General features: G+C 45.0%; 25 protein-coding genes and 1 tRNA gene. 9 read left to right on the forward strand and 17 right to left on the reverse strand.

What is annotated here, in order from left to right:
• Positions 1–4: 4 nt before the first annotated feature.
• The 11 genes from ABWV76_RS21030 to ABWV76_RS21080 form a co-directional block, all read right to left on the reverse strand.
• A complete protein-coding gene (locus ABWV76_RS21030) occupies positions 5–724 on the reverse strand; it encodes a hypothetical protein (RefSeq protein ID WP_353377144.1) in 720 nt (239 codons plus the stop codon).
• Positions 714–923, reverse strand: coding sequence for a holin (locus ABWV76_RS21035; protein ID WP_353377145.1), 210 nt, complete (start codon positions 921–923; stop codon positions 714–716). Before ABWV76_RS21035 ends, ABWV76_RS21030 begins: the two co-directional genes overlap by 11 nt.
• A complete protein-coding gene (locus ABWV76_RS21040) occupies positions 920–1,288 on the reverse strand; it encodes a 3TM-type holin (protein WP_353377146.1) in 369 nt (122 codons plus the stop codon). The genes ABWV76_RS21035 and ABWV76_RS21040 overlap by 4 nt, the downstream gene beginning before the upstream one ends.
• Positions 1,289–2,071: 783 nt before the next feature.
• A complete protein-coding gene (locus tag ABWV76_RS21045) occupies positions 2,072–2,449 on the reverse strand; it encodes a D-Ala-D-Ala carboxypeptidase family metallohydrolase (protein ID WP_353377147.1) in 378 nt (125 codons plus the stop codon).
• Positions 2,450–2,588: 139 nt separating this feature from the next.
• Entirely contained in the window at positions 2,589–2,894 is a 306-nt protein-coding gene (locus ABWV76_RS21050) for a hypothetical protein (RefSeq protein WP_353377148.1), read from the reverse strand.
• A 78-nt stretch (positions 2,895–2,972) separates the two neighbouring features.
• Positions 2,973–3,491: a hypothetical protein gene (locus ABWV76_RS21055; RefSeq protein ID WP_353377149.1), complete on the reverse strand. Its 519-nt coding sequence runs from the start codon at positions 3,489–3,491 to the stop codon at positions 2,973–2,975.
• Between the two features lie 496 nt (positions 3,492–3,987).
• On the reverse strand, positions 3,988–4,512 hold the full coding sequence (locus tag ABWV76_RS21060; protein WP_353377150.1) for a hypothetical protein: 525 nt from the start codon (positions 4,510–4,512) through the stop codon (positions 3,988–3,990).
• A 153-nt stretch (positions 4,513–4,665) separates the two neighbouring features.
• Positions 4,666–5,328, reverse strand: a complete 663-nt coding sequence (locus tag ABWV76_RS21065) for a hypothetical protein (protein ID WP_353377151.1) — start codon at positions 5,326–5,328, stop codon at positions 4,666–4,668.
• Between the two features lie 53 nt (positions 5,329–5,381).
• Positions 5,382–5,627, reverse strand: coding sequence for a hypothetical protein (locus ABWV76_RS21070; RefSeq protein ID WP_353377152.1), 246 nt, complete (start codon positions 5,625–5,627; stop codon positions 5,382–5,384).
• A 26-nt stretch (positions 5,628–5,653) separates the two neighbouring features.
• The gene (locus tag ABWV76_RS21075; protein WP_353377153.1) at positions 5,654–6,373 is read right to left on the reverse strand and encodes a helix-turn-helix domain-containing protein; all 720 of its coding nucleotides are present in this window, start codon (positions 6,371–6,373) and stop codon (positions 5,654–5,656) included.
• Between the two features lie 145 nt (positions 6,374–6,518).
• Entirely contained in the window at positions 6,519–6,779 is a 261-nt protein-coding gene (locus ABWV76_RS21080) for a transcriptional regulator (RefSeq protein WP_020412072.1), read from the reverse strand.
• A gap of 110 nt (positions 6,780–6,889) precedes the next feature.
• Between ABWV76_RS21080 and ABWV76_RS21085 the strand changes: the two genes are divergently transcribed.
• The gene (locus ABWV76_RS21085; RefSeq protein ID WP_020412071.1) at positions 6,890–7,753 is read left to right on the forward strand and encodes a helix-turn-helix domain-containing protein; all 864 of its coding nucleotides are present in this window, start codon (positions 6,890–6,892) and stop codon (positions 7,751–7,753) included.
• A 46-nt stretch (positions 7,754–7,799) separates the two neighbouring features.
• Here ABWV76_RS21085 and ABWV76_RS21090 read toward each other — a convergent pair whose 3' ends face one another.
• Positions 7,800–8,264, reverse strand: coding sequence for a hypothetical protein (locus ABWV76_RS21090; RefSeq protein WP_353377154.1), 465 nt, complete (start codon positions 8,262–8,264; stop codon positions 7,800–7,802).
• Between the two features lie 145 nt (positions 8,265–8,409).
• Between ABWV76_RS21090 and ABWV76_RS21095 the strand changes: the two genes are divergently transcribed.
• The 8 genes from ABWV76_RS21095 to ABWV76_RS21130 all read left to right on the forward strand — a co-directional run bounded on the left by ABWV76_RS21095 (position 8,410) and on the right by ABWV76_RS21130 (position 11,673).
• Positions 8,410–8,751: a response regulator transcription factor gene (locus tag ABWV76_RS21095; protein ID WP_353377155.1), complete on the forward strand. Its 342-nt coding sequence runs from the start codon at positions 8,410–8,412 to the stop codon at positions 8,749–8,751.
• Complete coding sequence (locus ABWV76_RS21100) at positions 8,748–8,939, forward strand: hypothetical protein (RefSeq protein ID WP_353377156.1); 192 nt, start codon at positions 8,748–8,750, stop codon at positions 8,937–8,939. The genes ABWV76_RS21095 and ABWV76_RS21100 overlap by 4 nt, the downstream gene beginning before the upstream one ends.
• Positions 8,936–9,238: a DUF7673 family protein gene (locus tag ABWV76_RS21105; protein WP_353377157.1), complete on the forward strand. Its 303-nt coding sequence runs from the start codon at positions 8,936–8,938 to the stop codon at positions 9,236–9,238. The genes ABWV76_RS21100 and ABWV76_RS21105 overlap by 4 nt, the downstream gene beginning before the upstream one ends.
• 168 nt (positions 9,239–9,406) lie before the next feature.
• Positions 9,407–9,571, forward strand: coding sequence for a hypothetical protein (locus ABWV76_RS21110; RefSeq protein ID WP_020412065.1), 165 nt, complete (start codon positions 9,407–9,409; stop codon positions 9,569–9,571).
• Positions 9,568–9,855, forward strand: coding sequence for a phage antirepressor KilAC domain-containing protein (locus ABWV76_RS21115; RefSeq protein ID WP_353377158.1), 288 nt, complete (start codon positions 9,568–9,570; stop codon positions 9,853–9,855). The genes ABWV76_RS21110 and ABWV76_RS21115 overlap by 4 nt, the downstream gene beginning before the upstream one ends.
• 88 nt (positions 9,856–9,943) lie before the next feature.
• Positions 9,944–10,171: a hypothetical protein gene (locus ABWV76_RS21120; protein ID WP_353377159.1), complete on the forward strand. Its 228-nt coding sequence runs from the start codon at positions 9,944–9,946 to the stop codon at positions 10,169–10,171.
• Positions 10,172–10,189: 18 nt separating this feature from the next.
• A complete protein-coding gene (locus ABWV76_RS21125; protein ID WP_157533347.1) occupies positions 10,190–10,435 on the forward strand; it encodes a hypothetical protein in 246 nt (81 codons plus the stop codon).
• Positions 10,436–10,470: 35 nt separating this feature from the next.
• Positions 10,471–11,673, forward strand: coding sequence for a tyrosine-type recombinase/integrase (locus ABWV76_RS21130; RefSeq protein WP_353377160.1), 1,203 nt, complete (start codon positions 10,471–10,473; stop codon positions 11,671–11,673).
• A 129-nt stretch (positions 11,674–11,802) separates the two neighbouring features.
• Here ABWV76_RS21130 and ABWV76_RS21135 read toward each other — a convergent pair whose 3' ends face one another.
• The 5 genes from ABWV76_RS21135 to gltX all read right to left on the reverse strand — a co-directional run bounded on the left by ABWV76_RS21135 (position 11,803) and on the right by gltX (position 17,114).
• Positions 11,803–13,617 carry a P-loop NTPase fold protein gene (locus ABWV76_RS21135; RefSeq protein ID WP_353377161.1) on the reverse strand — a complete coding sequence of 605 codons (1,815 nt, stop codon included), beginning with the start codon at positions 13,615–13,617 and terminating at the stop codon, positions 11,803–11,805.
• 260 nt (positions 13,618–13,877) lie between these two features.
• Positions 13,878–14,711, reverse strand: coding sequence for a hypothetical protein (locus tag ABWV76_RS21140; protein WP_353377162.1), 834 nt, complete (start codon positions 14,709–14,711; stop codon positions 13,878–13,880).
• A gap of 126 nt (positions 14,712–14,837) precedes the next feature.
• Positions 14,838–15,047, reverse strand: coding sequence for a hypothetical protein (locus ABWV76_RS21145; RefSeq protein WP_353377163.1), 210 nt, complete (start codon positions 15,045–15,047; stop codon positions 14,838–14,840).
• Between the two features lie 355 nt (positions 15,048–15,402).
• Positions 15,403–15,478 (reverse strand) — tRNA-Ala (locus ABWV76_RS21150).
• Between the two features lie 160 nt (positions 15,479–15,638).
• A complete protein-coding gene (gltX, locus tag ABWV76_RS21155; protein WP_020412055.1) occupies positions 15,639–17,114 on the reverse strand; it encodes a glutamate--tRNA ligase in 1,476 nt (491 codons plus the stop codon).
• Between the last annotated feature and the right edge of the window lie 24 nt (positions 17,115–17,138).

The following is a 17,138-nucleotide window of genomic DNA, read 5'->3' on the forward strand; positions in this document are numbered from 1 at the left end:
CCGTTCAACGTCTCTTTGCGGTCGCAATCGCATGGTCCATGGCCTTATCCAGTTCAATCGGCAGGTGACGCCGCGCTATGCCTTCGGCAATGCGGATAAATGGGAAACGCTTGCGGTAATCTGGTTTGCCTTTGAGGAATATCAGGATGGGCTTAACCGTTGGCCGGCGCTTACCGCCTGCCCTCTTCCAAACGCCTAAGACACCACTAACTTTGCCAACGAAATATTTCCCCTTCTTACCCTGCGCACTACCTGCCCCACTTGTAGAGCCAGGGTTACCCCGTAGTTCAGCCAGGATTTTTTTATAGGTTCCGACCGATATATTCCCATGCTTGTTTAATCTCGCCGCCTCACCATGCACCACATACATACCAGCAGGCAGGACACCTATGTGCCGAAGGGCACGCTCAAAGCGCTTGTCGTTCCGGTCCACATCCATGACTGACGGGGCCAGATATTTACTCGGTGCATTTCCGTTGGAAACCTGATCACGAATAAAGACTTTGGCAATGCCAGAACGCTTTGTGGCTTTCTTTACCAATACAGAGTTCAGCGTTAACTTTGCCGGGTTTTTAAATACACGCCCCATCGCTGAGCGCTCTTCTCCACGTATACGAAAGGCCACATTATTTAGGGCTACCGAACTGGCATAAGGTAACTGCTTTTTCAATTCAGCAGATGCTCGATCAAACTTTGAAGTATCCAGCTTTACACTAACCTCCATCGTCCCCGCCCTGCTGCTCCTGCAGCTTCAAGCGCTTGTGGTTGTAATACCAATTAACCATTAAACCTGCTGCAGCTATCAGCACACCAACAAGGCCAAGCCAGTTGTTAGCAAGCCAACCCGCAAAAGTTCCCGCACCAATAGCAGTCATATAGCCAGCCTTATCCGCTAATTCTCTTAGGGTATCCTGAAGTGTCATGACTGCTTCCAGGCAATGGTTGCCTTCTCAACGCTGCGCCCCACGACATAACCACCGAGGCCGATTTTTACGATTTCCAGAAGGGCGAGAGTCTGGTCCTCGCTGAGGTTTGGAGCTGTCCACCCCAGCCATTGAGCCACGATCAGCCCCACGAACGTGAGCATTGTTACTGGCCGCCAGTTTCTTTGTAGCCATGATTCTCCCCCTGATTCAGCAGTGATTATCTGGGTTGCCGCTTTCAGCTCCTCCAGGTCCATTGAGATTAACTTTGAATCCACCTGTGCCTTTAAGCGATTAGCTTCTGTCTTATCCGGGAATGCCTTGTCTATGACCTTGCCGATTAATTCGGAAATAGCAGAAATCATTAGTAGCTCCAAAGTGAGATATTTAGTGCGCAAGACACAAGGCTATATAGGAGTATAAAAGTCTATGGTCAGAGCGGATTTTAGTCACGTAAAGACAAAATTTGGGATTTGCTAGCAACACAGCGGTCTTGACAGGTAACCACCGAATTCAGTCTAATTCTTCCCCCTTTAGCTTAAGCTCAGAGCAGTACCTACTTATAAACCGGACTTGTGGTTTGAAGAACTTAAGCCAATTCCAACTAGCTATTGAGAAACAAAAATTAGGAATAAGTATGATTTACACCTTTAGGAAATACTTCGTATTTTTTATTTTGTTAGTTGCGAGTTCTTCTGCAATCTCAGCTGATCATTTTATAAAAGGTACAATGAACTATATGGCAAGTACCCGAACCTCGCTACTGATTAGATTGGACACTGGAGTCCCAGCTAATTGCGCCAGTCCAGCTCACAACTTGATGAAAATCAATAAAGAAGATTCAGTAATGATCTCAGTGGCCCTAGCTTCTTGGGCGAGCGGTAAAAGAGAAATAACTGTATACACTGATGCTGACGGGTCATGCACTATCTATCAACTTGATCCACAGTACTGAAGGGCCAAAGCGCAACTACTTCCATGCTAAAAAACCGGCTCAGTGGCCGGTTTATTTAGTTAATCAGGTGTCGTAAGCAACAACGACCGCATGAAAGCTAATATATACTTTTCTAATTACTCCATGCTTTTTAGCTCGCCACCTAAAAATTTAATAACTCTTTAATCGACTGGCTCATATTACCGCCCTCCTCTCAATAGCTCCACACTGTAGGACGGGTGCGCTCGCCAGGAATTGAATCAAGGTCATCCAAGTGGATAAACCGCTTTTTGATCGGCCCTTTCTGTTTCACGCCCATACCGGTGAAACCCTCTTCTAAGGCAATCTTTATAAGCCTGTGTGCTCCGCCAACAGACACGGAAATATCAACAGCCTGGCCGGTGGTATGGGTCATAGTGGCATTCAATCTGGCGTTATGAGCTGGGCAGCGATAACCGGAATTAATAATCATCGGCTTGCCTAAACGCTCTCTAACTAGAATTAACCGATCGAGCGTTTCATCTTTGAAATGGTTTTTGCCACAACAACGACAGGCCAATTCCGCATCTGTGAAATAGTCGTTCTGGAACATGGAGCCTCAAAATTTAAGCAAAAAAAGGCACCCCATAGAGTGCCGCCAAACCAGATTAGGTCATGAACTAAAGATTTTTCATCTCATATAAAAAACCGGCCAATACAGCCGGCTTTCAAAATATCGTTCAACAAAAATCTTACTTGTAGACTGCGCTTATCACCTTATTAACCGAAAGATCTCCCACAACTCGATCTTCATCTAACAATCTTTCCACGCCATACCCAAAATGAACAACATTACCCCACGATCCCTCTTGTAACCATATGCCATTCACATTTTCCCAGCGAGAATTATAAAAAGCATTATATGTACCTTTAATCTCAACAGCATACTTTGGCACAGAGCCTTCTAAAGAAGCACCATACCAACTGTTGTTATTTGGTGGTCCAAAGCTATCCGGCAGCTTATCCTCAGCAAGGACAATGTGTGAAACATCACTCAATGCAGACCCCTCATTACTCCAATGAGAGTATCGACCACCGAAAAAATTATTTTGATTGACCCAGCCTTTATTCCATGGCTACAACACAAGGTTTCTTCTATTATTTTCCAAGTGTCTTATGTGGACATTATTATGAACTGTACCCTTCTCATTACCGATCAATGTCACTCCGTAATCGAAGTTCCTGACATGACCGATTTCAATATGCGAACTGGATATATTAATTAAACTAATACCAGTACCAGAGCCAGTCCACTTACCATTGCCTGGATCAGCACTCGCATTTATCACATTCGGCAAAACAAGTTTTGCATTATCAAGCCCCTCTACAATTAAAGCTTTGATAGTGCCATCGTCAACATATACAGTCTTATTCTGTGAATCCATGTCGCATTTAATATAAACTGATTGACTGATACGATAGTCTTTATCTAATCGTACAAATCCATCATTTAGACATGAGGTGTCGATAAGCTCCTGAAGCTCTTCTCTTGTTCCCTCACTAAACACAAACTGAGAAGACACAAGGAAAAATAAAGCAATACTTCCCCGCATTACTCTATTCTTCACCTGACTAAAAATACCTATCAAAGACATACCATCTCCTAATAAAAACTCAGACCCAAAATCATGCAATCAAGCTAAGTCTGAAATGACTCAAACTACCCTGCAACTCATCGCCAGCAAGGGCGTCGAAGCATAGCACCGGAAATTAAGCTTATCCAACAGGTGCAGTCCGACCTATAAGCAATTTTCTACCTGTAATTAACATTGACGACGCCTCTTAAAAAAAGGCGCCCACAAGAACGCTGCCAAGTACAGGTGATGGAGCAATGAAAATAGAAAGTCAGAAACGAAAAAACCCGGCTGGGGGAGCCGGGTTTATTGCAAAGCGGAAAAAACCGCATCCTGGGGAATTTATACCTATTCAGGACAAAACTGTCAACAGACTACTTTAAATCGCTTCTTGACCCTTTTTCTCCAACTCAAATACTAATCCAAAACTCTTCCCCGCAAATGAGTTAAGATAAACAACTTAAAATATCCTGAAAAATCCTTGCGCTTAGACAACCGCCATTAACATTTACATATATCAGTCAATAACTAAAAGTTCAGGTTCAAGGAAATAACAAACATCACCTGAGCGACCAGCAGGAAAACTTAAACCACTGGAAAATCTATTACCATTCGGCTTGATAAAAATTAAATGCGTTGGTTCTATTTCATCTCTTACATTGGGTATAGGAGAAGCTCCATAGCGAGCATTATAAGCTTCTAGTGTAAAATAGGATATTTCCTCTACACCACTCTTCATTATGGATCTCAGTGTTCTAGATACACTATACTCATCATCTAGACTTCCCTTATATACAAGCTTATCTATACTCATACCATTAGGACTAGAAGCATAAGCTACTACTTTATCTCTAAGTAAGCTCATACAATTATCTAATTCAGCACCCATCCTTGCTTCATCTCTAGTGCTCTGGTCTGCACTATCAATCTTCGAGATTTTTTCATGGCTTGAATTATTATTCACCTCCATGAAGGAAGTATCATTAGAAGCTAAACTGCTTATGCTTAACAACATTAAAAAAATTATATAAAAATAGTTCATGAGAATTTTACGTCCAATATTTCCATGTGCATACATTCGCTCAATAGATTTAGAAATTAACAGCGTAAAAAAAACCGGCTCAGAGGCCGGTTTTATTCTGCAAAGCGGAAAAACCGCATTCTGGGGAATTTATACCTACTCAGGACAAAGCTGTCAACAAGCGGCTTTAAGCCGCCCTCTGTACTCCTGCACAACCTCAGAAATAGGCCCTAAAGCTCTTGCGGGTAATGGGTCCAAACGCCGCTGTAGGCGCTTCCAAATTTTTACCCACTCCCTATCCCAACGCTTTTTGTCACATCCTAAAATTGTCCGCGCATGGCCTAGGTCTATTAATCGACCATTTACATCGCGCAGTGCACACGCATTAATACAAAATAGCGCCAGCTGGATAACCTTTTCTCTTGGGTGCGGCTCCCCCCACTGGTCAAACTCAGACATCAAGTATTGCAATAGTGCCGCTCGCTCTTTGACTCTTGAGGCTGGCGGGGCGTAGGCGGCCATGCCCCAGCAGTAGGCTAGTGGATCACTTGCTCGCAGCTTGGCGACTACATCTTGAATCAAGCCCTTTTCGCAGGCATCCATGATACGGTTGCTGCTGTCCTTGGCTCCGGGGGTTTCTTTCGCAATTAGTGCTGGGGCTGCAACCCGGCAAATAACTTGGTTGGCCCTGCCCTGTACCTCTCCGCGAATTACAACTTTTCGCCCTCTCCCAGCTGAGGAAACCGTACTTCTGCCGCCCATGGCTTCATAATCAAATGCAGCTGTGGAGCTATCAAAGGCGTCGTGCCACGCTTGTCTAGCACTTTCGAATTTCATGTCATGCCCCCCCAAGCAATTTTCAAGCAACCAAAAACCAACCACACACCCCATCAAGCTGCCTTCGGCATGCTCTCGTAATAATCCTGAAATCGCCTTTCGGCCGCGTGCAGATTGTCTCGGTGATACGTGCCCAGGTAATTTATATGCCCCTGGTTTATCCAGAATTGAGTAACCACCGTATTCGCGAACACAACCTCCACGAGGTGAGCGGACTTGGTGCGGAATACGGCCAGAGGGCTGCTGGGGTTGGTTGTGGAAATCCTTGCGATGGCTTCAGGGATGGTGACTGTGCACATGGTGAGCTCTCCTTGGTGATTGGGTTTTACCAGTTGGTATCCGTTGCGATTTCTACTGCGCTGAGACTTCGTGTTCGCTGTTGCCCTGACGCCCGGGGTTGGGGTGCGAAGTACTTCTCGCGTTTTAGCCAGTTGCGCCAGGTGGCGAGCCAATCGAGTTTTACGCCGCGCTGGCCGGGTTGGGATATCCAGTAATCGCGGAAGCTTTCGGCAATGTCGTGGATTCGGGGGATCAGGTCTGGGCGGAGGCGTTGGGCTTCGGTGCGGAATTTTTCTGTGAGAACCCAGTTTCCAGGCAAGCGTGTGCCGCGTTTGGGGTTGGCGCGTTTTGGAACTGTGCCTCTCTCTACTGGTTTCTTATTGGTTCTTACTGGTTCTATAGAGAAGGGCGTGCTGTCATTTTCACCGGTTGGGTGCACAGATTTCACCGGTTCGTGTTTTATTTTCACCGGTGAAGATTTTTCACCGGTGAAATCATTGCATCGGTTTACGTGTAAAAAAAGGTCATAATTGGTCCTGCGCCCGTTAGATTTTTCGGCGCTCAGGTAGCCCAGCACTTCTAACTCTTCGATGGCATTAATCACCGAGCGCTTCGTACATTGCGCAACATCGGCCAAATAGGCATTGCCCGGGTCACACTGCCCAGTATCACTGTTATGGCAATCGGCCAACGCGATTAAAACCAGCTTTGCTGTTGGTGTTCTGGTCCTGCGTTTAATGGCCCATGCCGCAGCTTCAAAGCTCACCACCCACCTCCTGTATAAATTTCCATATAGCGCACCGGATTACCGCCCTACTCCACAAGCAGCAGAATTACCAAGTCACAACAGAGGGATTTGAAAATGATTGTTTTTCAGGTTTCGCCAGCAAACTCATGCTCGGCTAGCTTACTTACTGGACTCTTATCGTCTCTTGCTGACCCGCATCACAAAAAAGCTGAGCAAGCTTCGGGCAGAGATCAACAGCACTAACAACTCCACCTGCTACCAGCTCAGCACGCAAAGCCAATTCAGCTGATGCGCCATGCTTTCCATGCAGCAAGTTACTGACAGTGGGCTGACTTACACGTAGCGCTTTAGCAGTATCCTTTTGCCCCCCGAAATGCTCTATCAGCTTTCGGACGGCTTTTTCGACCCGATCTGATTTGTCCATTCCTGGAGAGTATCGGTATACCTATATTCAGTCAACTGGTATTCCAGTTTTTCATGGTATAGGTAGACCTATAACATACTTCTTCACAAAGTACGTTACGGAATTTCCAAGTGACCGAATTAAAGGACAGGCTCAAAGAGGCCCGAAAAGCTGCCGGCAAGACACAGAAGCAGGTCGCAGAAGCTGTAGGTATTACTCAACCATCCTATTCAGAGCTAGAGAATGGAAGGTCTTATGGCACACGCTACATTACTCAAATAGCTTTATACCTCAGTGTTAATCCCCTTTGGCTCGCTACTGGTAATGGCGTAATGCGTAATGCCTCAGTAGAGGAAGTTCGGCGCAAAAATTTGGATCCGCTACTTAATGAATTCGGAATAGAGGGGTTAGCCCAAAAACTTCCGAAACTCGAAAGCCAGCTTCAAGCTATTTTTACTGAAAATCGTGCTATCAACAGTAGAGTTGCAAGGGCTATAGAAGATGGATTGCAGCTTCCTTTAGGATCACTGGATCACGATAAAGCAGCAGAAAAAGCAGGTGCTCTAAGCAACGTAAGCCCAGGCCCTCGCATACAAGGCCGGGTGCCACTGATTAGCTGGGTTCAAGCAGGAGAGTTTTGTGAGTCCATCGATATATTCGAGCCTGGAGATGCCGAAGACTGGATACCCTGCCCAGCAAAGCACTCGGATCGTACTTACGCATTACGTGTAAACGGCGATAGCATGACCAGCCCCTATCCTGGGCAAAAGTCCTACCCTGAAGGTACCATAATTTTTGTTGACCCTGATAAAGCCCTTATCAATGGTTGTCGAGTTATCGCCAAATTAAATGGCGAAGTTACCTTCAAAACTTATGCAGAAGACATGGGCCATATTTATTTACGCCCCATCAATCCGACCTACTCCCCGATGGATGTGACCGGTAAAGATATATCGTTTTGTGGCGTAATTATTGGTTCTTACAGCCCCGAGTAAATCACTAAAAAAGCCCGCCCAAGCGGGCCTTTTTGAATGCTAAGAATCACAACAGAATCTTTTTGACCATCTCAACTTCAATAACACCGCGAGAAACACAGTTCAAAGTAAGGTCTTGAGCCGGCTTCCCCGGTAAGTATTCGCCCTGAATATTTGAACGAACAATCACATCCCTATCATCAACAACCACATTAAAGGCAACTTCTGTCTTGGTGAAATTATCCTCTAAATAATCCCTGCCCTCATTTGCACCACAATTGGCTTGTTCCGGCGTGAGCTTCCAGTTTTTTAGGGATGTAGAGATATAACCCGCCTCTAAATCAGAGGACAAAATCTGAAACCCATCCCTCAACAAAGCCTGCCTCGCCTTACTCAATACTTCTTGCTTTGTTGAAAGGTGCTCTAAAGCAAAGTACTCACTAATAATCACTGGCGTCTCGTTCGCTGCATAACAACCACCAAGGCCAGCTGCCATCAGAACTCCCACTACTGCATGTCTTAGTTTTTTCATTCTTATCCTCCGTGATAAGCGCTCACTGAGAATATCAATAGTCGATCTAATTTCAACCACATCAACAAATATAATAGGTATGCCTATTGACTCTTAAAAATGGTATACCTATATTTGCATAAGAAACCAAGGACAGGGCATCAAAATGCACACAACCAGCAATCTAAGGCCATTGGCGCCACGTCAAGCTGAAGCGCTTACACATCGTGCCCGTGGGCTCTCCAACAAAGAGACCGCCGAAGCTATGCAGTGCTCTGTAGCGAATATCACTAACTTGCTGGCGGAGTGCTTTTACAAGCTGCATGCCCGCAATAGCACTGAAGCCGTAGCCAAAGCGGTAAAGCACGGATTAATTCAGTTCGCCCTAATTGCCTCAGTTCTTAGCGGTATTGGTACCGATGCACAGGAGCAATTACGCACCCGTATCCAACGCCGCCCCACTATTCGAACTATTCGCACCCGCAATAACCGCGAGGGCATCGTATGACCGCCAAAGTCTATGTACTCCCAACAGCTCAAACTCAACGCGGTATCAAACGCCCAAATGGTTGTACCGGGCCAATCGTTGCCGCAATTCATAAAGGCCGTCACGCAGTAGCCACACAGCCCAAACCAACTTCGGATACACCCACGGAAGGTGACGATTGGTCTCCGTTTGGAGGTGATGCGGCATGAGTAATTTCAGCCCAAAACAAAGTGTGGAAGCCCTACTCACCGTAGCCAACGGCTACTCCGGCGCTAGTGCAATTGCTGCACAGGTATTGCTTTCAGCCTGGAATAGCAATGATTTCACGATACCCGTTGCCGAGCTCGCTCTACTGGATGGGGATAACTATCAGCACGCACTCAACGTAATTACGCTTCGCTACCAAGGTAAAGAACCCCAATACGTCATTGCGCATGGCGAGAAAAAGTTTCGCACCCTTTGTGTCGAGTGGTCTCACCTTGAAACCCAAAGGAAGGGAGCAACGTGAACCAGGCCCAGCAGCTCCCAAGAATACGCTGCCCTCACTGTGGAAAACTCGCAGAGCCAGTATTTAACGGGAAGCTGTTATTACGCGGCTGGGCTTGCCAGCTCTGCAAGTACTGGGAGCCGGCAATAGGCCGGGAAAGAAAGTTCAAGAAAGTGGTAGGCACAGGCCATGAATGAATTCTCCCAGCTTTTGCAAATCACCCAAGATCTGATGGCCACGGTAGAAACCCAGCAGTTACAAATCAACGGCATGCGCGAGCAGATAGCCGCGCTCTCTGAAGCTATCCAAGGTCAGCCCCCAAAACAAACTGTGGATAACCAGGAGGCAGCGTGAAAAAGGAAAAACTATTCACAATCACTCAAGCCGCCCGAACGATGGAAATGGGCAGGAACAACCTGTTGAAACTGCTGCGAAATAATGACCTTTTGCACAGCCATGAACCCATGCGCAACTCACCCACCAAGACTGCAGTACAGCAGGGACTACTGGTTGCAGAAAATGCTGAATACAACCGCGGACCGGTGAAGGTGCCGTATATCAACACCAAAGTGACATCGAAAGGCATGGTGTGGATTCGGGACTTAATCGAAAAAGGAACTATCCCCCGGGCCAGCTAAAGATTTAACCGCGCCCCGGCGCATTCAGTCAGAGGTAATCATCCTTGGGCTGCCGGTACGGAGCCCCTTTTTAAAATGGGAGAACCCAATGAAAAGGTATGCACTATTTTGCGGCAGTTATAACTTACTAATGGGTGGTGCTAAAGATTTCCGGCAGTCAGCAGAAACCCTAAAAGAAGCAAAGAGAAAAGCAGAGCAAATTGCCAAAGAAAAACGCTTCAAATACTGGGTACAAATCTTCGATAAAGAAACCGATACATTCACCAGCTATAGCATTGTTAATGGTGAACTAAAGGAACGAGCTTTACCTGAATAAGCCAAGGAGGGCTACCCTGTGGGTAAGCTAGTTAAAGGCACTACCTGGGCCAGAGAGCAATTTGAATTAGGCTCTCGCCCTGGTAGGGACAAAATCATTGAATGGATCACCGCCGAACATATCCCCGGCCAAATCATTGCCGGGGAACCCTATGTCGATGCCGACCGATTCGCCATACGCGATCACACCGGCAAAAGCCCAGCTCAAAATACCGCCATCAACGATGGACAGCCTAAAAGCGGACTAGACCTGCTGGCAGGCTAACAACAACACCAACAAAGCTGCAGTCGAGCAAGGAAATGGCCAGACCCAGAAAGCCCCGTATGTGGGGCGACACTCTACTACCCGATAATCTCTACCCGGACCCACGGGGACGTGAGAACTATTGGCGCTACCGTCGCCCAGACCTTAGAGATAAAGTGTTCACAGCCTCGCTTGAAGACGCCATAAGAATGGCTGAGCAAGCCAATGCTCAACGCGGCAAGCAAGTAGCAAGCAAACCGATCAAGGTTCCAGATAGAGCAAGCTTCGCCTATCACGCCATAGGCTATATAGAATGGCGAGTGGAGAATGACCCGCGTTTATCCAACAAAGCCAGCTGGCGCAACCGCTGCAACGCCTTAAAGCGGTTTGGCGAAGCCTTCGAGGCTATTCCAATACACAAAGCCAAACTGGCTGATCTACGTAATTGGTGGGAATCCCTTACTTACCATCAACAGCACGCACGCCGTGCAGAATTTAATAAATTTTTTAATTACTTAATGGCGGAGGGTTTATGCAAACTCGATAGTAACCCCTTCACCACCGCAGATGACCGCCCTCGCCTATTGAAAAAAGGGAAGCCCACCAAGAAACGGCAGCGCCTCTCCCTGGAGGCTTACTGGGCCATCTATGAGAAAGCTGACGAGCTTGGTTATGAAGCGCTTCAATTGGCCATGGGTATCAGTATGCTAACCACCATGCGCCGCGCCGATATCTGCGAGCTGCGTTTTGATAAGCACCTTCAGGGCAATCATCTACGTAAAACAATTAACAAGTCCGAAGCCCAACGAGATAGCCTCGCAGCCAGCCACTTAAGCTTTAACCTGACGACACATCAGCAACTAGGCAAACTGATCAACCGAGCGAAAGAGCTGAGCATTAGAAACTTTCGCTGCCCCTACCTACTGAGCCACACACCCAAGCAACGCCGCACAGGAAAAACTAAAGAGCATGTTTGCCAGGTAAGCCCTGATCGACTGAGCGATATGTTCACTGAAGCCCGCAACGCTACCGGACTCTATATAGGCTTACCTAAAAACCAAACACCACCCAGCTTCCACGAAGTTCGTAGCTTGGCATCAGATCGGTTTAAGCGTATGGGGTATGATGTTAAATCAGTGCAGCAAGTGATGGCGCATACTGATGAGCGGGTTACGCAGTCTTATCAAACAGGGCACGGTATTGATTATAAGGAAATCAGTATTTTTCTGGATGAAAAGGCAATAGGCGGAAAATTTTGAAATAGATAATTAATAATTAACAACCAACAAATCGGATTATTTCTTCACTTTCCCCCAACACAAATCCTTCAACATTATGGTCAAACATATAAAATGCTTGACCACTCCACCATATTTAATAATATTCTATTACTTCAAATCGTATCTATCACTTCTGTTTTTTAGAATTCGAGCTAATTGTTTAAAATGACCAGATCGAATACCAAAATTATTCGAGTATTTACTCAAAATAGCCTCACTCAAATCATCAGAATTCTGTTCTTCTAAATTTAAAGCGGCAGAACAATTTGGATCTGATAATCGTGAGCCAAGTATTCGTGTCAATTCAAAAATATCACTATTCTTAAGGTTCTCTAACCCATCAATCACCTCTTGAGGACTATCATAGAAAGTAAAGACTGGCTTATATTTAAATTCTTTAAATAGCTCATGCCACCTCTGAGGATTCATCTTTAGCAGGCACCAAAACTTGGTATCATCAGCTATATCTTCATCAGCCATGTATTGCTCATGACGCTTACAGACATATTCAAGCACTTCTTTAGAGTATACGAACTTGCTACTATCAATGAAATTCTTTAATTTTGGAACTCTATCCATAACTCTATCTTCATACAGCTCATCGAATAGAGATATAATTCTTTCTTTAGTTTTGTCAAATTCTAAATTCAAAATCCCGCGTTTTATGTCATTAATCACACGATCCGCAAAAGCAAGCAAAGTAACCGGGTTTTTAACAGACCTATCATCAAATATCTGCCTGCACGCTTCCCGAAATAAATTATCAGCCTCAGCATCCTCCATATACCAGTATGTAAAAACATCTAAATAATATTCAAACGCCTGCGTCTCTTTCCAAGAATTAAAACAATTTTTAAAATCTTTCTCACAATAAAAACCTTTTTCAACAATACTAAAAATTCCAACCAGTTTTATTTCCGGATCTTTATAAAAGACTTGCTCCAAAAGATACTTCGATTCCCTGCCAATATAATTCGAATCTCCTTCTTCTTTAAAATATCCAATTTCATGCAATATTTCAAAACTTTGATCATCCCCATGACTGACAATCCTTCTTTGTATATCCTCATCCAATAAGTATTTCCTAAATAATATCAAGGTGGACAATAAACAACAGTAATATGATATAGCTGACGCCTTACTTACATTAAATACTTCTTCATTGTTGCAGTAAATGTAATCCAAGAATTGCACTGAATCACTAACTATTCTAATGTTTTGGTAATTTGATCCTTTCAGTATATCTACTATCCTATGCTCATTCTCAGTTATAAGCTGTTTAATGTACTGCTCAGATTTATAATTTGCAAAACTAACCAACTGAAGTGAAGAATAAATTACATCTCTCGGGTTAACTTCCAACTTATATATATGTCTTATTGTTTTTTCTTTAGCATTTAAAATACTTTTTTTGCTTTCACTGCCAAGTTTATCTAAAGATCCAATGACTATACATTTGCCTTTTTCATGCTCCACAAGCTTATTTATATAAGAAAGACACACTCTAACATCACCCTTCCAACGCTCAAAATCATCGAAACAGAGTATGAGAGATTTACTTTTTTTTAGTCGGCTAGATTTCCATTTTTTAAAAGCAAATTGCACAGCATACCCAAGGCCTCCAACTTTAATATCATCAATATTTTGCGGGCTAGAATTAAGAATGCCTTTAATGAAACCCTCATCAGAATCAGCAATGCTAGACATAAATTTAAATATTTCATTATCTATATCTTGAATTGTTTCCAGGCCAAAAAGGGATATATAAATATGTTCATCGTCGCCAACAATTGGAACAATTTCTTTTTTAAATAGATGTGTTTTACCTACCCCCCAATCTCCATCAATCATTATTGAGTAAGGAGTCTCCTCTCTATTCAAGTAGGCCTCTATTGCACGCTTTATACTTTCTATATTGGACATACCAAATTCCTTCTTATTTAAAATATGCTCTCACAAATAACCAATATAAAATAAATTATTTTTCAACTCTAGATATTAATTTTTTAATCTTTTATAATCAACTCAGGGAAACATACATATCGTCACAGTTTACTAAACTAAGCGCGATATCAATTAAAAAATTTATCTAAATAAGAAAATAAAACAGAAAGTATTTTAAAGTGAGGAAACTTACAGGAAATACCGAAGCATAATGCTAATACGTTTAGCAGACGAGTGTTTCAAGTATCAACTTGATTTTGATGTGGAGATTCCGGATCTTTTTCGGAACTGGCAGGTTCAACATTTACTGATTCATTTGTAAAAGTAGTATACGCTGAATAAGCAACCTGTCCCACACTGCAGAACACTGCCACGAGGGCCAAAACTTTTGCTGGTATAGATTCTAACATTTTATTGGCTTTAGCTCGCCAATTAGATCTAGTTGTATTTAGCTTTCTAGACTGCATTTTATGAAAAACAGATTTAAAAAAGTAAACCTTAGACATGGTTGATTTGTGTAACTTCAAATACTCTTTACGCGTAAAAGCCTCTACTTCTTCTGAACCTGTAAGAAAGTCTCTAGATTTTCCACCATTAATGTCCATAAGATTAGACATCTTAGGATGGTCTACAAAATCTGTGCCATAAATTTCTGAAACCATTGCTGGAAGGTTATACTTCTTTGAATCGTCCACCTTTGGTGGAATCCTGTCCATCAGCACTCGGTAGCGGTGCTCAAGCGTTTCGAAGCCAAAATTAATATTGGTCATGTTCCAATGTAACCAATAATGATCTTGATGCTCTTGAACAAATCTATAAAAATCATCAAGCATTACAGCTTCTAATTCGTCATAATGTCCGTCTATTTCATCTCTAGGTATTTTCTTAAACTCTGCTACAAGATGAATAGAGTAACTATGCATTGTTGAGCTTCCAACATGCAAAACTGCTATTGAAGTTATCCTAGGAGAGTACCCTTCATTATTATCATTTAAATTTTGGCACGAATAATGAACAACAAGTAATGAATTGATATTCTTTGTAAGGAATCTGATCCTCTCAGTCGCGTTCATATTAAGCAAAATCCTTTTCGAAGCTAACGAGCAGCTTTGCGGAAAATTTGGAGCCGCAAAGCGTTAGAAAAATATCCAGCAGTGCTACTTTTCGTAGCCTTTTGGTAGATGGCTTATTTATGCGCTTTAAGAAACTCCCGCTAAAAGCTGATTCTCAGCAAGAGCCCGGATGGTCATCGTATGTTGGTCTTGAGCTGCAGCCTGTATAAAAGCGGAGATAATTTGGGCTTTAGCTTCATCTGAAAGATCCATCCCAGACACTGCCTGCTGAGCTTGGTTCAACCATACGGTGACTGTATCTCCTGCTTGTTCCATCAATGTTTCTGCACTAACCATGGAAGTCCTTCTGTTTTTGTATCTAGCTTCTAATTATCTAGGCCACGTTACGCGGCACTAATCGTGTATTGAAAGAGGCTTCAATATATCACCATATGGCCAGAAATTTCTCACTTCAGATCAGGGATAAAAGAACTTCATTATTCCACAATCATTCAAGTGAAATTAAGATCTATCAGATTGGATAAGTGTTTGAGCTCTAAAGTCTCTAAAGGGAAGAGCTGGACGAAAAAAGGGCCCATAAGGCCCTTTTTTCGTCCCCGCGAGTTTGTGTGCGGGTTTATGTACAGTTTGTGTACACCTTGCAGAAGTCAATTTCTCTTCTTCTACAACCCCTTGAGAGACAAGGGAAATTTGGTGGAGCTAAGCGGGATCGAACCGCTGACCTCAACACTGCCAGTGTTGCGCTCTCCCAGCTGAGCTATAGCCCCAAATTCTGCTGCCTGACGTTTCCGTCGAAAGCGGGGCGCATTTTAGCAAGGTTTAGGCGCCTGTCAACAGAAAAAATAACTTTTTAATCAATTAGTTAGCTGCCAACAATGGACGCCCTTAGAAGCTGTCAATTCCAAGGGCTATGAAGGCAGCAAAGCCTTAATTGAGCCCAGCGTACTCCTTTTCCCAGCGCTTCAGCACCTTCTTCCCGGCGCCGCCCAGTACGTCGATTGCCTGACGCAGGCGGGCGCGACTGAGGTCGGGGCCCAGGAGTACCATGGCTTCCATCACAGAGAAGGAGGCGGTGGTGCCGCTGATGGCGACAAACAGTGGGGCGTTGAAGTCTTTCAGCTTGATTTCCATGGCTGTGGACAGGGCTTTCACTGCCTGGAAGATACTGTCCTTATCCCAAGCACGCAGGGCTTCGAGGCGCCACAGGGCAAATTGCAGCAGTTTCTTCTGGTCATCCAGGGGTAGCTTGTTACCGTTGAAGCTCTCTTCGGTCAGGGGCAATTTGCCGGAGGCGAGGAAGCTAACCAGAGGAGCAAAATCTCCGAAGGTCTCCATACGCTCTTTGGCCTGTGGCAGCACCTTGAGCAGATTGTCACGGTTAAACATCCACTCGGTGAGGCGATCGGCGAGCTGCTCGTTTTCCAGCTCGCGAATCCACAGGCCATTCAGCCAGGACAGCTTCTCCACATCGAATACCGGGCCGCCCAGGGAGACACGCTGGATGTCGAAGTGTTCCAGCATCTCTTCGAGGGAGAACTTCTCACGCTCATCCGGCATGGACCAGCCCATGCGGCCCAGATAGTTCAGCAGGGCTTCGGGCATAAAGCCGGCGCGCTGGTAATAGAGGATAGAGGTGGGGTTCTTACGCTTGGACAGCTTGGTCTTGTCCGGGTTGCGCAACAGCGGTAAGTGGCAGAGCACCGGCATTTCCCACCCAAAGTATTCATACAGCAGCTTGTGCTTGGGCGCAGAGTTAATCCACTCTTCACCACGAAGTACATGGGTGATCTCCATCAGGTGATCATCTACCACATTCGCCAGGTGGTAAGTGGGCATTCCATCGGACTTGAGCAAAATCTGGGCATCTACCTGGGCCCAGTCAATCTCGATAGTACCGCGCAGCAGGTCTTCCACTACACAAGTGCCGCTCTCAGGCACATTCATGCGCACAACATAAGGCGCTCCGGCGGCGCGGCGCTTCTCTACCTCTTCTTCCGGCAGGGCGAGGTCGCTGGGCTTCAGTGAAGTGCGCCCTGCTTCGCGCAATCCTTCACGCAGCTGCTCCAGTTCTTCCGCAGTACGGTAACAGTGGAAGGCATGTCCTTTCTGTACCAGCTCGTCGCAGTAAGTTTTGTAGATATCACCGCGTTCGCTCTGGCGGTAGGGGCCGTGGGGACCTCCTACATCGGGCCCTTCCTGCCAATCCAAACCCAACCAGCGCAAGCTGTCGAGAATCGCTTTCTCGGATTCCGGGGTGCTGCGCTGCTGATCGGTATCTTCAATACGAAGTACAAACTGGCCACCCTGTGCGCGGGCAAAACACTGGTTGAAGAGAGCGATATAGGCAGTACCAACATGGGGATCACCGGTTGGTGAAGGTGCAATTCGGGTTCTTACGGTCATGACAAACCTGATAGAAGATAGATA

Origin of the sequence: Microbulbifer sp. NBRC 101763, assembly GCF_040371615.1 — a bacterium.
Taxonomy (GTDB): Bacteria; Pseudomonadota; Gammaproteobacteria; order Pseudomonadales; family Cellvibrionaceae; genus Microbulbifer; species Microbulbifer variabilis.

Excerpts from the sequence above, each read along its gene's own strand:
- ABWV76_RS21080 (WP_020412072.1), bottom strand. The coding sequence starts at position 6,779 with ATGGACAAATCAGATCGGGTCGAAAAAGCCGTCCGAAAGCTGATAGAG.
- ABWV76_RS21035 (WP_353377145.1), bottom strand. The coding sequence starts at position 923 with ATGACACTTCAGGATACCCTAAGAGAATTAGCGGATAAGGCTGGCTAT.
- ABWV76_RS21095 (WP_353377155.1), top strand. The coding sequence starts at position 8,410 with ATGCACACAACCAGCAATCTAAGGCCATTGGCGCCACGTCAAGCTGAA.
- ABWV76_RS21135 (WP_353377161.1), bottom strand. The coding sequence starts at position 13,617 with ATGTCCAATATAGAAAGTATAAAGCGTGCAATAGAGGCCTACTTGAAT.
- ABWV76_RS21140 (WP_353377162.1), bottom strand. The coding sequence starts at position 14,711 with ATGAACGCGACTGAGAGGATCAGATTCCTTACAAAGAATATCAATTCA.
- ABWV76_RS21070 (WP_353377152.1), bottom strand. The coding sequence starts at position 5,627 with ATGTGCACAGTCACCATCCCTGAAGCCATCGCAAGGATTTCCACAACC.
- gltX (WP_020412055.1), bottom strand. The coding sequence starts at position 17,114 with ATGACCGTAAGAACCCGAATTGCACCTTCACCAACCGGTGATCCCCAT.
- ABWV76_RS21060 (WP_353377150.1), bottom strand. The coding sequence starts at position 4,512 with ATGAACTATTTTTATATAATTTTTTTAATGTTGTTAAGCATAAGCAGT.
- ABWV76_RS21030 (WP_353377144.1), bottom strand. The coding sequence starts at position 724 with ATGGAGGTTAGTGTAAAGCTGGATACTTCAAAGTTTGATCGAGCATCT.
- ABWV76_RS21120 (WP_353377159.1), top strand. The coding sequence starts at position 9,944 with ATGAAAAGGTATGCACTATTTTGCGGCAGTTATAACTTACTAATGGGT.
- ABWV76_RS21130 (WP_353377160.1), top strand. The coding sequence starts at position 10,471 with ATGGCCAGACCCAGAAAGCCCCGTATGTGGGGCGACACTCTACTACCC.
- ABWV76_RS21110 (WP_020412065.1), top strand. The coding sequence starts at position 9,407 with ATGAATGAATTCTCCCAGCTTTTGCAAATCACCCAAGATCTGATGGCC.
- ABWV76_RS21055 (WP_353377149.1), bottom strand. The coding sequence starts at position 3,491 with ATGTCTTTGATAGGTATTTTTAGTCAGGTGAAGAATAGAGTAATGCGG.
- ABWV76_RS21065 (WP_353377151.1), bottom strand. The coding sequence starts at position 5,328 with ATGAAATTCGAAAGTGCTAGACAAGCGTGGCACGACGCCTTTGATAGC.
- ABWV76_RS21145 (WP_353377163.1), bottom strand. The coding sequence starts at position 15,047 with ATGGTTAGTGCAGAAACATTGATGGAACAAGCAGGAGATACAGTCACC.
- ABWV76_RS21105 (WP_353377157.1), top strand. The coding sequence starts at position 8,936 with ATGAGTAATTTCAGCCCAAAACAAAGTGTGGAAGCCCTACTCACCGTA.
- ABWV76_RS21100 (WP_353377156.1), top strand. The coding sequence starts at position 8,748 with ATGACCGCCAAAGTCTATGTACTCCCAACAGCTCAAACTCAACGCGGT.
- ABWV76_RS21040 (WP_353377146.1), bottom strand. The coding sequence starts at position 1,288 with ATGATTTCTGCTATTTCCGAATTAATCGGCAAGGTCATAGACAAGGCA.
- ABWV76_RS21090 (WP_353377154.1), bottom strand. The coding sequence starts at position 8,264 with ATGAAAAAACTAAGACATGCAGTAGTGGGAGTTCTGATGGCAGCTGGC.
- ABWV76_RS21045 (WP_353377147.1), bottom strand. The coding sequence starts at position 2,449 with ATGTTCCAGAACGACTATTTCACAGATGCGGAATTGGCCTGTCGTTGT.